Below are 14,152 nucleotides of genomic sequence, written 5' to 3' on the forward strand. Positions count from 1 at the left end.
CGTCTACCGCAAGCAGTTGCTCGAGGCGGCGAAGAACGGTGAGGACGTCGATGCGTTGCGGCTGACGTTGCAGCAGCAGTACGAGGACACGTTGGTCAATCCGTACGTCGCTGCCGAACGTGGATATCTCGATGCGGTCATCCCGCCCAGTCACACCCGCGGACAGATCGTGACCGCGTTGCGACTGCTCGAACGCAAACAAGTGACCCTGCCCCCGAAGAAACACGGAAACATCCCACTATGAGCGAAGCGAAGCATGACGCAGTGAGCGGCGAATCAAAGCATGACGTCGTGAACGACGGTCAGGCCGTTGCCGATTCAGGCATGTCCGCGGCAATTCGGGTCGTCAAGGGCAATCCGGACGACGAGGACGTGGCGGCTTTGGTGGCGGTGTTGACTGCGGCGCAGAACGATTCGGCATCGAGCGCGGATTCTCGGCCCCGGGAATTGTGGGGTGCACCGTCGTCGATGCACCGCGGCTTCGCGGCGCAGTCGGCGTATTCGTACGCCGCGTCGGGCCGATACTCGCGGTGACGGTGCCGCCCGTGACGACCCGGGCCGATTCGGTACGACTCGTTCTGGCGTCGGCGTCACCTGCTCGCCTCGGAGTTCTTCGTAATGCCGGCGTGGAGCCGATCGTCCGGGTGTCGGGAGTCGACGAGGACGCGGTGACGGCCGAACTGGGGCCGTCCGTGTCCGCCGCCACCGTGGTCACCGAACTCGCGCGGGCCAAGGCCGCCGCAGTCGCCGAGACCTTCTCGGATTCTTCGGCGGATCTGGTGATCGTCGGGTGTGATTCGATGCTGTCGATAGCCGGTGAGCTGCACGGTAAACCGCACACCGTCGAGGTGGCCCGTGAGCGTTGGCGGACGATGGCCGGGTCGACCGGGGCGCTGTTGACCGGTCATGCCGTTCTGCGAGTGACCGCCGGAGTCGTGGTGGCGCAGGCTGCAGCGCACAGCTCGACGACGATTCGTTTCGCAACCCCGTCTGCAGTCGATCTCGACGCGTATCTGGCGTCCGGCGAACCGCTGCAGGTAGCGGGAGCATTCACGCTCGACGGTCTCGGCGGCTGGTTCGTCGACAGCATCGAGGGTGATCCCTCGTCGGTGATCGGCATCGGCTTGCCGCTGGTTCGTACTCTTCTCGAGCGGGTGGGTACGTCGCTTGCCGCCCTCTGGGACGGCTCGCCGGACGACCCGATCGGGATCTGACCGGCGAGACCTACCTCAGGGCAACAGATCGATCAGCTCGCGAGCCCAGTCCTCGGCCATTGCCTTGGGCTTGATGTTAGACGAGCTGTCGTGCCGAGCGTGGGTGCCGACCTGCTTCGCACCGAGCTCGGTGAGCTTTTCGGCGATGATCTCGCCGCCGCGGTTGAAGGTGTCCTCGTATACCTTGTCTCCCAGACCGAAGACTGCGAACTGCAGTCCTGCGAGGTCGGGGGCATCCTCGACGAGTGCCTCGTAGAACGGCTCCGCGCCGGTGGGGAGCTCTCCGTCGCCGTAGGTGGAGCAGATGACGACGTGGAAGTCGTCCGTGTCGATGTCGGAGACCTCGTACTCGAGCATGTCTCGCACCTCGGCATCGTGATCACCGAGCACGTCCGCGATCTTGTCGGCGACCTCCTCGGCCGTACCGGTCTCGGACCCGAACAACACGACCACTGCCATGGATCGCTCCCCTTTCTCACATGCGCTCGAACACTCGAACAGTCGCAAAAGCATAGCCGTACCGGGGATCCCGCCGAAAATCCGCGTACGCCCGATGTTGTGATTTGTCTCGAGGTCACCAGAATTCGGCAGTCAGGCCCCAGTTCGTGTACTCGGCCTCGACCAGCCCACGCAGGTGCTCCTTGCTGGGGAACGCGTCCGGGTCGAGACCGGTGACGCACAGCGTCGCGCGGTCACCCGAGTCGTTCCACCAGGCACTGACCCCGCCGGCGGTGCGACGGAGCAACGCCACATCGGTGTTCTGGGTGATCGACCGCATCGCCACTGCCGCGGCGTCGACGCCTCCGATGGTGCGCAGTCGCGTGCCCCGATCGCCGAGGTTCGAGCACAGGCACAGCGGTGCCGAGCCCGATGCCGCCAGCTTGGCGACGACGACGTCGGGCAACACCTGCATCAGTGGTTTGAGCAGCTCGAACACCGATGTCATCGTACTGTCGGCCTGGTCGGTGAACGCCTGCTTGCTCGATGCGCGGATGGCCGTCAGATCGTCGCAGTAGCCCTGTCCCCCGTCGACGTGAATGGACACCCCCGACGTCGCGTTGGCGCGACTGTCGCCGGGTGTTCGGGTGCTGACAGGAAGGGCCACCCGTACCCGGTCCTGCGGACCGACGCGTCCACTCGCGGTGAGAATGCCGAGCACGACCGCGACAAGGAGACTGTTCGAGCTCCCGCCCCTGCTCGCTGCGGCCGCGGCCCAGTCCCCCGATGCGCAGTCGACGACCACCGTGCTCGGTACCCACTTGCCTTCTCGTGCCGCGGTGACGGCCAGGGCACGGCTCGGAGTCGGGCCGGGTGCCGTGGAGCCCGCTGCTACCTCGTCGGACGAGGTTCGCGAACGTACCGCGTCCACTGCGGTACGTCCGAGCGCTCGCGCCACCCCGGACAATGCCGCACCGATCTGTCCGACGCCGTCCGCGATGTCGGCACGTACCGACGACCGCGGGGGAACGTGGTCGAGCCCGCCGCGAACGAAGTCGTCCGGAGTCGCCCGACCGGCGAGAGCTGCTGCCGCCGCAGAGGTCAGGGCACCGCCGTCACCGACCACGTGCGATCCGACGAGAGAGACCACTGTGCCGCCGCCGTCGACCGAGGTCGCCGACAAACGCCACGCAGGTCCGTCGATGGGGTCCAGCGTCACCGCTGCCTCGTTCTCGATCCACAGATCGATGCCGTCCCGGGCGATCGCGTGTCCGATGACGACCGGGGCGGCGGGCGTGCGGGCCGTGATCCAGCCATCGCGGGCACCGGGCACCGCCGAGCGTCGTACGGAGCGATCCAACGGGCCGGTAGCAAGCAACTGCCACATGGATTCGAGTGCGTCGAGCGGGACGGCCGAGTCGAACCGCCACACGATCTGATTGACCACGGGCACCCCGAGTACGCACTCCATGCGCAGGAACAGGTCGTCGTCGTACGTCAATCTCTCCACCACGAGAGACTATCCCTGCCCGCCCACGTAGGTGGAACGGCCGCAAATGTGTTTCCCGCCATATGTTTTCGTATCGGCTCGGTCCGGACGGTGCTGATAGGTTGAGCTCCTCCCCACGCCGACACGTCTGCGAGTGCGCCTGTGAAGTTCGTGATGCCGTTCAACGGAAGCCGAGGCGACGTGACCCCCGGTATCGCTCTCGGGCTCGAACTCGCAGATCGCGGGCACGACGTGCTGTTCGGTGCACCACCCAATCTCACCGATGTCGTGTCGGCTGCCACGGCATCCTCCGAACGTATCGAGGTTCAACCGTTCGGGCCCGACACGCAGCAGCTGTTGGAGTCCGATCTGGTCAGAGTGCGTATCAAGTCTCGAAACCCGCGGACCCGCTTTGCTGCGCTGTCCGAGCTGGCTCATCACGGCTGGGACGACATGACGTCCGAGCTGAACCGAATGGCGGCAGGGTGCGACGGAATCGTCACCGGCTCGCTCGGTCAGGAGATGGCTCTGAACGTGGCCGAAGCGCACGACACAGCGTTTGTGTCCCTGCACTACTGCCCCCTCAGGCGCAACGATGCAGTGTCGATCACACCGGGCGTGAACCTACCTGCCGTCGTCAATCGGTCGATGTGGGCGGCCCTCGAGGCACTGCGCTGGAAGTCGATGAAGAAGCGCGACAACGCGCAGAGGGCATCACTGGGTTTGCCTCCCACCACGGAGTCGACGCCCGTGAGGTCGGCGCGCTACGGCGGTATCGAGATTCAGGCCTACGAATCGGCGCTGTTCCCCGGGCTTGCCCGACAGTGGGGCCCGCTACGCCCGTTCGTCGGCTTCATCGGCCTGGTCGACGGAGTCACCGAGACGGATCCCGCGTTGCGCCGATGGCTCGACGCAGGAACTACGCCAGTGTATTTCGGCTTCGGCAGCATGCCGGTGCCCGAACCGGCTGCACTGATGCGCATGATCGACAACGTCACCGATCGATTGGGCGTGCGCGCCCTGGTCTGCGCGGGCTGGAGCGATCTGCTGGAGTCCGATTCAGCCGTCCATCGATCGAACCCGAACGTCTTCGTCGTGAAATCGGTCGATCACGCCACGGTCTTTCCGCGCTGCCTGGCCGCGGTTCATCACGGCGGCGCAGGGACGACTGCAGCCTCGGCACGAGCCGGGCTGCCGACCCTGGTGTGCTGGTTCAGCGCCGACCAACCGTTCTGGGGATCCGCGCTGCGGCGCGTAGGAGCCGGGTCGAGCACGAAGTTCTCGACGTTGACCGAATCCGTTCTACAACAGGGAATTTCCGATCTCATGACCGAAGACGCCCGGCTGGCCGCGCGAGCGCTAGCCGATACGATGACGCCTGCTCGAACGGCGACGGCCGCTGCCGCCGACATCACCGAAGCAGCAGCGCGCGACCGCTGACCCGCTCACCAGAAGCGTGCCGAGAGTCCCCATCTCCGAAGCGCCTCGGTCAGGTGTTCACGCAGTACGTGCTCGTCCGGGCATCGGTCGGGGTCCATGGCGTGGACGGTCACGGTCACACTGGTGCCGGTCTCGCTCGACCATGCGGTCAGACCGCCGTCGAGCGAACGAGCGAAGTCGGCGTCGGCTCCGGCGAACGTCGCTCGACCGGACACCGCCCGGGCAGCGATCCCCGCCACCGTCGTGAAGTCGTCGGGAAGAGAACCGAGGTTCGACGCCAGCCCTTCGGCACCGTCGCGGGGCTGCGGCACTCGTGCGACCACCGCGTCGGGCAGCATTTGAACGAGTGCCTGGGACAGGCCGCCCGGAGCGGCACCGGCGGCCTGAGCAGCGGCGAAAGCCGTGAACGCCGATTTACTGGCGGCGCGGATCGGGCGGAGGTCCAGATCGGTCGGGTCGGCGATCGGCACGTCGATCTTGACGATTTTGGTGGCGTTGGACCGGGTGTCGGATGCGTCGCCGCGATCACTGACGGGCAGGGACCACTGCACCGTGTCTCCCACCGAAGCACGGCCGGCTAGTCCGGACGCAGCAGTCAGGACCGCCACGAACAGCGAATTGGATGTTCCTCCCCAGCGTTCCGCGGTCGATCGCCATGCATCGGCGTCCACCTCGGCAACCACGTGCGGGGATGTCCAGTCCGCCGCAGCCGCTCGCTCGGGAGCTGCCCGGTGTGGTTTCGGCCTCGACTGGGTGGCACCGGCAGGCTCGGAGCGTCCGGACAGAGGCAGAGCCTGCACCGCCGCGTTCACCAACCATCCACCCGCGGACCGAATTTGCTCGACGGCGTCACCGAAGTCGGAAGCGAGGGCCTCGAGGCCGCCCGAGGCGGAGGCGACACGGGACGCGACGGAGTCGGAGTTCGCCGCACGGAATGCAGCGATCAGGGCACCACCGTCGGCGACCATGTGCGAGGCGACCAACGACAGCACCATGCCGCCGTCGCTCAGTCTCGTCGCCGCAAGTTGCCAACCCAATCCGGTCTCGGGGTCGATATCGGGATCGATACGGCCGTCCGCCCATTGCCGCACCATCGACGGGTCTATGAATTCTGGATGAAAATCCAATAAATGAGAGGCGGCCGACGGCACCCACCGATCTCGGGCCGTCGGAATTGCCGATGCCACCACCCTTCGCGCAAGCAGACCGTCGGACAGGTTGTCACGCAGTCTTTCCAGGCCTTCTCGCTGCACGACGTCATCGAACCACCACAGGAACTGGTTGTAGACGGGAAATCCGATGCCGTGGTGCATTCGCAAGAAAAGGTGATCGGCAAATCCAATTCGAGTCACGCGCCGAACCTACTACATCGAAAGAAACGGGAAGGTGGTGCTGTTTCTCGTCGGGCGATTCATTCAATGTTTGCAATAGGTGCCATTCCACCGAGCGGACGCGCGAATGTGACTCCGGTCTCGGGGTGCCGGTCCGGCCCGAGGTCTGGGTTCCGAGCCCGTCACCCGGATCGGCTCTCTCGAATCATCGGGCCCTGACGTGCGGTTACGCTGGAATCGCAATGCAGATGTGTGCGAGAATCAGTTTTCCGACCGATGTTCCACCCGTCGGTCAACCCCCTCGACAGTGACAAGAATTACTTTTACGCGTCGCGAAATAGTTTCGCTTTCGCCCTATTGTGAGTGCCGTACTCACGTCGACCGGACGGCGACTTCACGGTCCGTCGAATAGTTGTTCTTTCAATGTCGAAAGCAATGCGAGTGCACCCGATAAAAGCGAGCCGGACCGACGACTTCCGCCGTTACATCCACCACTCGACCGTAATCGAATGCCGATAGACACCACTACTGCCGAATACCGCTGGCCGAGCCCGGAACGGAAGAGGACACCATGGAATACACCGAACTCGCCGACTATCCACTTCCCGCCGGACGCTTGACCGAATGGGTTCCACGCGTCGACGACGCCCAGTGGGCTCTCGATCCCCGCGGGCTGTCGTTCACGCACGAGGACCATTGCGAGCGCAGCGCGCCGGGCTCCTGGATCGGCACGGTATTCGAGATCCATCGTCGCTACGACGTCGAGGCCGTACGCCGCACCATCGCCGCGTACATGGGTCGGCACGAGGCGTTCCGAACCAAGGTTCGTCGTGACGAGCAGTCCGGTTCGTGGCAGCGCTTCACCGCACCGGTCGACGCCGTGCAGGTGACAGATCGCCCACACGCGGAGTCGCGATCGGAAACTCAGGTGTTCGGCCATCTGCAGTCGTGGTTCGGCGACACCGTGTCTCCGACGGCATGGCCGCATTTCGTTCTCGCCACCATCGAACCCGACGACGCGTCCCGCACTCTCGCCGGTGGGCCCGAGGAATCGTTCCTGCTCGCCTTCGCGGCCGATCATTCGGTCATGGACGCATACAGCCAGATCTACGCGATCAACGAGATCGACCGGCTGTACGCGCAGGCCCTCGACGGCATCGACCCGGAATTGCCCGAGGTGGGTAGTTACGTCGACTTCAGTCAGTCCGAACGGGCACTCGGCGACACCCTGACGGCGGATCACGGTGCCGTGCGAACGTGGCAGGACTTCCTCGCTGTCGAGGACGGCCGCTTCCCTGCTTTCCCGCTTCCGTTGGCGGGCGACCGGCCCCGCGCCGACACCGGCCCTGCGCCCCAGAGCAGCATCTCGTCGTGGCTTCTGACCTCCGAACAGTCGGACGGCTTCAATGCGGCGTGCCGCGCTGCCGGATACAACATGCAGGCCGGAATTCTTGCGGCGCTCGCATTGACGAATGCTCGCCTGTCCGGCAGTCGGTCTCTGCGCACGGTGATGCCGATGCACACCCGCGACGAGCAGAAGTGGGCCGCGTCGGTGGGGTGGTACGTCGGCATTCTTCCGATGGAGATCCAGCTCGACAACGCCTGCACCTTCGTCGAGGCACTCGAGGCCGCGGCCACCGCGGGCGCTGCGAACAAGGGCCTGGCCCGTATGCCGTACTCGAAGATCGCCAAGATCCTCGACTCCACCGAAATTCCCCGGTTCGTGGTCTCGTACATCGACCTGCGGTTCCTGCCCGACGCCGCCCAGTGGCAGGGGCGCAAGGGGCGGGCGCTCAGGAGCAACTGCCACGCCGACGACGAGGTCTACTTCTGGGTCAATCGCACACTCGAAGGGCTCAACATCTCGGCCCGCTTCCCCAGTTCGGATGTCGCGTCGACCAATGTCCATCGGTTCATCACCGAGTTCGTCGCGGTTCTGACGGCGGTCATCGACTCCGACGGCGATAGCGATACGGTGCTCGCGGCGGCCCCGCCGTCGGTCGTCGTCGCCGCGGAATGAGCGTGGACGCAGAATAGGCGTGCACGCAGGAGAAGTGGATGCGGAGTGGACGGAGACGGCGGCGTAGGCAGCCGGTACGTTTCCGTCCACTGCGCCCCAACCGGAAGAGTGAAACGAACATGATCATCACCGCAATGGGCCGCTGGAACCCCGCGCCCGGCCGACTGCTCGAGTGGCATCCCACCGCGGCGGCACAGGCGAGCGCCGCTGCGGCACCGATCGATTCGACTCCACCGTCGTTTCTTCAGGAAGACCACCTGAAGGCAGCGTGGGCAGCGCGCGCACGTGGTGACGTGCACACGGCGTACACCGGGGTGGCCACCGAGATCGACGGCGACATCGACACCGAGGCGATGAGCCGTGCGCTGACTGCGTACGTGCTGCGGCACGAGGGTCTGCGGTGCTGGTTCGAGGTGGACGGCACCGACGTGGTTCGACACCTCGGCGGCCAGGAAGTTGCTCGTTTCGATACCGTCGACGCAGGTGAGACATCCGACGACGAGCAGTTCCAACACTATGTGCGGCAGCGCTTCTCGACCGAGGCCACCGCCGACATCTGGCCGGGGTTCGTCGTCGGAGTGGTATCGAGGCCAGGCAGCTTCACGTTGTACTACGGTGCCGATCACGCGTTCACCGATGGTGGTTCACAGGCTCTGGTCATCAGCGAACTGGCCGATCTGTACGCGATCGAGATCGGGGCGGATGTTCCGCAACCGGCTTCGGCGGGAAGTCACCTCGAGTACGCCGCCGACGAGCGCGCTCGCGCCGCGACGTTCGGTGCAGACTCCCCCGAGATCGCCGCGTGGCGTGACATCTTCACCAGGCACGAGGGCCGTATGCCTCGGTTCCCCCTCGATCTGGGGCTTGCCCCCGGCGAACGCGCCCCGGTCCGAATCGTCGAACGCCACCTGTTGGACCGAGAACTGACGGCAGCGTTCGATGCCGCGTGCAAGGCCGCCGGCGCACGGATGAGCAGTGGAATCTTCGCTGCCGTCGGCATCACCGACTTCGAGATCGCGGGGAACGCGGAGTACTTCGGAATCACGGTGCTGAGCACTCGCCACCACGGTGACTACGGACAATCCCAGGGTTGGTTCGTCAACTTCGCGCCGGTCGCGTTCGACATCGCCGGTCACGAGCGCTTCTCCGACGTCGCCGGCCCGGCGCACGAGGGTTTCGAGCGGGCCAAGCAGATCGCCGAAGCACCGGTCCATGCGGTACTCGGCGCTCTCGCCGCAGACGGAACGCTCGGAAGCGAACTCGCCGTGAGCCCGAACATGCTCTCGTACATCGACTTTCGCTGGTTCCCCGGCGTCGGGCGAGATGCGGACACTCGTGCCAAGCATTTCACCGGCGAGGGCGCGACCTCCAACGCGTCGATGTGGATCAACCGCGACGGTGAGCATCTGTATCTGGTGGCGCAGACCCCCGACACGGCCGTCGCTGCCGAATCGGTCGAGCGGTACCACGCACACCTGGCATCGGTACTGGAAAAGATCGCGCGCACAGGCGATTACGTCCTGACGCCCGGTTCGGTTCAGGAGCGGGTCGGTGCGGGTCACCTCGATCACTGAGTACCATCCCGCGGCCGGTGCCGTCGTCGAATTCACCGCCGACATCACCGGGGACGCACAACGGTCCCCGATTCCACCGTCGTTCAATCAACGGTTTCATCTGGGCGATCTGGGCGAGGCTCGGCGAGTATGGATCGCGGGTACGTTCGATGTGCCCGGCCGCATCGATGCCGACGCTCTCGCGTGGGCGTTCGCTCGACTGATCGACCGACACGACACTCTGCGCAGCTCGTTCGTCCAGGCGACCGACGGCCTGGACAGGATGCTCCATCGCCCCGGTTCGGTCGAGATCGCGGTGTCGAACCGGACCGAATTCGGTTGCCCGACCGAGCTACGTGAGCATCTCCGCCGAATACTCGAGTTACGTTGCGACGCAAGACGGTTCCCGTCGTACACGTGCGTCGCGATCGACCGGCCGGACGTCTCGACGGTGGTCTGCGCATTCGACCACTCGAACGTCGACGCGCTGTCGATCGCGGTAACCGTGGACGAGGTTCGCGCCTGGTACGACGCGTACCGGCGCTGCCCGTCGAGTCCGAACATCGAGCTGAGTCCGGTGGGAGGATTCGTCGACTACTGCCGTATCGAAGCAACCGAGCCGGCAGTGGATCGCCATGACGAGCGCATGGTGCGGTGGTCGGAATTCCTTGTTCGGTGCGGTGGTACGACGCCGAGTTTTCCGTTCGACCTGGGACTGGCGGACGGTGAGACTGCCACGCAAGCAACCCTTGTCGCGCCGATCCTCGATGCCGACCGCACTGCCGAGTACGAGCGCCTGTGTACTCGGTCGGGCGGCGGGATGTTCGCCGGGGTCGCGGCTGCGATCGGTCAGGCCTGCGCCGCCATCGGCGGACCGCGGCAGATACCGTTCCTGTTCCCTCTGCACACCCGTCACGAGGATCGGTTCCGGCGGGCGCTGGGCTGGTTCACCACCAACGCCCCGATGACCGTGGACGTCGGCGATGTGCTCGTCGACACGATCGCCGCGGCCCAACGAGAGTTTCGTGCTGCGCTACCGCTGAGCACGGTGCCCATCCCCCAGGTGTTGGCATCCCTCGGAGACACGTTCACCCTCTCGCGAAACGACGTGTTCATGGTGTCGTACATCGACTACACCAGAATCGAGGGCCACCGCCGACTCGAAGAATCCAACGCACACCACGTCAGCAACGCGACGGTGTCCGACGACGCGCAGTTCTGGGTGTCGCGGACAGCCTCGGGTCTGGCTCTGCGGGCACGTTTTCCCGACACCGTCCTCGCGCACTCGGTCATGACTGCGTTCAGCGGCGCGCTGGTCGCGCTGCTGGCCGAGGCGACCGACCAGGCCACCACAACGGCCCTGACACGCTGAGACAGTACCGACGCAGCGCTCTGTGCCTGCGGCTCCCGCCACTCGGTGGCGGTACGGCATAGGATTGTCGACGGAGACCGTTCACCCCCGAGCGGGCCGCCAGCCGAATATCTTCCGTAGGAGCCGATACGTGCCTGTACCAACCGATTCCAACGCAATGTTCGCCGACTACGCGCATCCGGATCGTCTCGTATCCACCGAATGGCTGTCCGCTCATCTCGGTGCGCCCGGGCTCCGCGTCGTCGAATCCGACGAGGACGTGTTGCTCTACGACGTCGGCCACATTCCCGGCGCGGTCAAGATCGACTGGCACCTCGACCTGAACGACCCGGTCACGCGCGACTACATCGACGGCGAACAGTTCTCGAAACTGATGAGCCGCAAGGGTATTTCGCGTGACGACACAATCGTCGTGTACGGCGACAAGAGCAATTGGTGGGCCGCCTACGCACTGTGGGTGTTCACCCTGTTCGGACACCAGGACGTGCGGCTGCTCGACGGCGGACGTGATGCCTGGCTGTCCGAGAACCGTGACACCACACTCGATGTCCCCGAGTTTCCGGCGACCGACTACCCCGTCGTCGAGCGGAACGATGCACCGATCCGCGCATTCGCCTCGGACGTGCTCGGAGCTCTCGGCTCCGTGCCTCTGATCGACGTACGCTCCCCCGCGGAGTACACCGGCGAACGCACCCACATGCCCGACTACCCGGAGGAAGGTGCGCTGCGCGGCGGCCACATCCCCACCGCCGTCAGCATCCCGTGGGCCAAGGCAGCAGCACCGGACGGTCGATTCCGCTCACGCGCAGAACTGGACGAGATCTACTCCGAGACTTCGGCAACCGACGAGGTCATCGCGTACTGCCGCATCGGCGAGCGGTCGAGCCATACCTGGTTCGTGCTGACGCATCTGCTCGGGTACGAGTCCGTCCGCAACTACGACGGCTCGTGGACCGAGTGGGGCAATGCTGTGCGCGTTCCGATCGCCAGGGGCGAGGAGCCCGGATCGGCACCGGCCGCTCGATGAGTTCCCTTCCAGAATCGTTGGCCGAGATCGTCGAGGATTTCGCCGCAGTCGAGGGCCAGGACAAACTGCAGCTCCTGCTCGAATTCAGCCGGGAACTACCCCCGTTGCCGGATCACCTGGCCCAGGATGCGATGGAGCCGGTCCCCGAATGTCAGTCGCCGTTGTTCCTGTCGGTCGATGCATCCGATCCCGCCCGGATCGAGCTGTACTTCAGCGCGCCGCCGGAGGCTCCGACGACTCGCGGGTTCGCCTCGATCCTGGCGCAGGGGCTCGACGGTCTCAGCGCGCAGGAAATCCTCGACGTTCCGGACGATTTCTACTCGGCTCTCGGATTGAGCGATGCGGTGAGCCCCCTGCGTCTCCGAGGGATGTCGGCGATGCTCGCACGTATCAAGAGGCACCTGCGCTGACCTCGTGGTCGGCAGCGCCCGGCCTTCGTCTTGATCGATACACGCCGCCGTCGGTAGACTTCGGTAGTGGGCATCGTCGCCCGCTGTCCGAACAATCCCCCGAATGCGTCTGACGAAGGCTGGTTGCTGCCGATATGGAGTTCACCGAGTTGGCGGACTACGCGGTTCCCGCGGGCACGCTCACCGAATGGATTCCCAGTGTCGGCCCACACGCCCACACTCCCGAAGCCGCCGGGTGGCAGCCCGACCCTCGCCCGACGTCCTACGTCCACGAGGCGCACCTGCGTACCAGCCTGAGCAGCCCTCGCCGCGGACGCGAGTCGTGGCTCGGCGCGGCGTTCGAGATTGCCGGTCCCCTGGACAAGCACGCTTTCCGGCGGGCGGTGCTGAACTGGATCGACAGACACGAAGCCATGCGGTCGAGCGCATCGATCGACGAGGCCACCGGTGAGATGACCCGGGTGACCGCCGCGCAGGGAGCCGTAGACATCTGGCAGGTCGAGCAGGAACGGTGTGCGCAATCGAGTGAAGTCTTCGAGCATCTTCAGTATCTCTTCGACGAGTTCACCTCGCCCCTGATCTGGCCCGCCTACGCGTTCGTCACTCTCGAACCACTGGACGAGACGCGGCCGGTCACCGTCTTCTTCGCAGCAGATCACTCGATCATCGACGGCTTGTCCACTGTCCTGGTCGCCCACGAGATCGCGGCCCTGTACGGCGAGGAGCTGGGCGGGGCACCGGCCGCCCTGTTCGAGGCCGGCAGCTATCTCGACTTCGGGTCCTCCGAACGCGAGCGAAACGCCGAGTTGGAACATTCGCACGAGGCCGTCGCGATCTGGCGCGATCTGCTGATCGACGGGGAAGGCCAGCTGCCCGACTTCCCGCTCGACATCGGTGATCCCAGCCCGGACGACGTACCTCAGGGTGGGCTCTCTGCTTGGGTGCTCGACCCCGAGCAAGCCGATTCGTTCTCGGTCGCGTGCCGGAAGACCGGCAACAGTCTGTTCGCCGGATTATTGGGGGTCCTGGCCATCACCGGCGCCGAGCTGGGCGGGGGCACCCAATTTCGGACTGTCACCCCGGTACACACCCGGGACGAGCCGCAGTGGGCGTCGGCACTGGGGTGGTTCGTCGGACTGTGTCCCATCTCGTTCGACATCGCCGGCGCGGAGTCATTCGGCTCGGTCGTGGCCGCAGCATCGGCCGAGGTGAAGAAGACCAAACCGATTGCGCGGGTTCCGCTCGATCGGGTGTTCACCACCCTCGGCTACTCGGCCAGGCCACGTTTCGTCGTCTCGTTCATGGATGTGCGGTTCGCGCCGGCAGCAGAGCACTGGCCCGATTGGAACGCGCGTGCGCTGCGCAGCAAGCAGTACCAACACGACGTGTACATCTGGATCAACCGCACACCTCAGGGCATCAACATCGCGGCTCGCTATCCCAACACCGAGCTCGCAACTGCCCGGGTACACGAATACATAGGCACCTTTCGCGCCCTGCTGACCGAGGTGGCCGACACCGGTACCGCCTCCTTCTCTGCCGCAACGTCCCAGCATCCCGATCCCGGGCACTCCGATACCGGGCGGATCGCTACCAGCCAGTAGTCCCATCCTGTCGCCCTGGACGCGCCGCAGCGGCCTGGACCGATTGCAGCGACGACCGAGTCGGTGCTTAGACTCCGACGTGACGTTCGTGACGATGGATGCGAAAAACACATCTGTAGGAGGCTCAGTGCCCAGCCATGCCAGTGCTCAGATCACCAAGGTTCTTGTTGCCAATCGTGGTGAGATCGCGGTTCGGGTGATCCGGGCGGCCGCTGATGCCGGGCTGGCCAGTGTCGCTGTGTACGCCGAACCCG

At 65.4% G+C, this 14,152-nt stretch carries 14 protein-coding genes; 11 read left to right on the forward strand and 3 right to left on the reverse strand.

Annotation, left to right across the window (positions count from 1 at the left end):
* The 3 genes from CH285_RS00010 to CH285_RS00020 form a co-directional block, all read left to right on the forward strand.
* Positions 1 to 244 (forward strand): carboxyl transferase domain-containing protein (locus CH285_RS00010; RefSeq protein ID WP_303396229.1); only part of this gene is annotated, 244 nt, incomplete at its 5' end.
* Between the two features lie 20 nt (positions 245 to 264).
* Positions 265 to 534 (forward strand): acyl-CoA carboxylase epsilon subunit, encoded by a 270-nt coding sequence (locus tag CH285_RS00015; protein ID WP_032372704.1) that lies wholly within the window; start codon positions 265 to 267, stop codon positions 532 to 534.
* A gap of 11 nt (positions 535 to 545) precedes the next feature.
* Positions 546 to 1,214 (forward strand): Maf family protein, encoded by a 669-nt coding sequence (locus tag CH285_RS00020; RefSeq protein ID WP_094644140.1) that lies wholly within the window; start codon positions 546 to 548, stop codon positions 1,212 to 1,214.
* 15 nt (positions 1,215 to 1,229) lie between these two features.
* Here the strand turns inward: CH285_RS00020 and CH285_RS00025 are convergent, their stop codons facing one another.
* Both CH285_RS00025 and CH285_RS00030 read right to left on the reverse strand, forming a co-directional pair.
* Positions 1,230 to 1,673: a flavodoxin domain-containing protein gene (locus tag CH285_RS00025; protein WP_027496480.1), complete on the reverse strand. Its 444-nt coding sequence runs from the start codon at positions 1,671 to 1,673 to the stop codon at positions 1,230 to 1,232.
* Positions 1,674 to 1,788: 115 nt separating this feature from the next.
* The gene (locus CH285_RS00030) at positions 1,789 to 3,162 is read right to left on the reverse strand and encodes a hypothetical protein (protein ID WP_094644141.1); all 1,374 of its coding nucleotides are present in this window, start codon (positions 3,160 to 3,162) and stop codon (positions 1,789 to 1,791) included.
* Between the two features lie 153 nt (positions 3,163 to 3,315).
* Here CH285_RS00030 and CH285_RS00035 point away from each other — a divergent pair, with 153 nt between their 5' ends.
* Complete coding sequence (locus CH285_RS00035; protein WP_255164581.1) at positions 3,316 to 4,581, forward strand: glycosyltransferase; 1,266 nt, start codon at positions 3,316 to 3,318, stop codon at positions 4,579 to 4,581.
* A gap of 5 nt (positions 4,582 to 4,586) precedes the next feature.
* On the opposite strand, the gene CH285_RS00040 is transcribed toward CH285_RS00035, so the two are convergent.
* Entirely contained in the window at positions 4,587 to 5,933 is a 1,347-nt protein-coding gene (locus tag CH285_RS00040) for a hypothetical protein (RefSeq protein WP_141214936.1), read from the reverse strand.
* Between the two features lie 550 nt (positions 5,934 to 6,483).
* Here CH285_RS00040 and CH285_RS00045 point away from each other — a divergent pair.
* The 7 genes from CH285_RS00045 to CH285_RS00075 all read left to right on the forward strand — a co-directional run.
* Complete coding sequence (locus tag CH285_RS00045) at positions 6,484 to 7,932, forward strand: condensation domain-containing protein (RefSeq protein WP_094644136.1); 1,449 nt, start codon at positions 6,484 to 6,486, stop codon at positions 7,930 to 7,932.
* Between the two features lie 119 nt (positions 7,933 to 8,051).
* Entirely contained in the window at positions 8,052 to 9,506 is a 1,455-nt protein-coding gene (locus tag CH285_RS00050; RefSeq protein ID WP_032408097.1) for a condensation domain-containing protein, read from the forward strand.
* Positions 9,484 to 10,857 (forward strand): condensation domain-containing protein, encoded by a 1,374-nt coding sequence (locus CH285_RS00055; RefSeq protein WP_094644137.1) that lies wholly within the window; start codon positions 9,484 to 9,486, stop codon positions 10,855 to 10,857. The genes CH285_RS00050 and CH285_RS00055 overlap by 23 nt, the downstream gene beginning before the upstream one ends.
* A 157-nt stretch (positions 10,858 to 11,014) precedes the next feature.
* Complete coding sequence (locus CH285_RS00060; RefSeq protein WP_373454710.1) at positions 11,015 to 11,884, forward strand: sulfurtransferase; 870 nt, start codon at positions 11,015 to 11,017, stop codon at positions 11,882 to 11,884.
* A complete protein-coding gene (locus tag CH285_RS00065; protein WP_027496472.1) occupies positions 11,881 to 12,294 on the forward strand; it encodes a SufE family protein in 414 nt (137 codons plus the stop codon). The genes CH285_RS00060 and CH285_RS00065 overlap by 4 nt, the downstream gene beginning before the upstream one ends.
* Positions 12,295 to 12,428: 134 nt before the next feature.
* Complete coding sequence (locus tag CH285_RS00070) at positions 12,429 to 13,898, forward strand: condensation domain-containing protein (RefSeq protein WP_094644139.1); 1,470 nt, start codon at positions 12,429 to 12,431, stop codon at positions 13,896 to 13,898.
* A 127-nt stretch (positions 13,899 to 14,025) separates the two neighbouring features.
* Positions 14,026 to 14,152: biotin carboxylase N-terminal domain-containing protein (locus tag CH285_RS00075; protein WP_141214847.1), on the forward strand; the 127-nt coding region annotated here is incomplete at its 3' end.

Source organism: Rhodococcus sp. 05-2256-B1 (assembly GCF_002258465.1).
Classification (GTDB): domain Bacteria; phylum Actinomycetota; class Actinomycetes; order Mycobacteriales; family Mycobacteriaceae; genus Rhodococcoides; species Rhodococcoides fascians.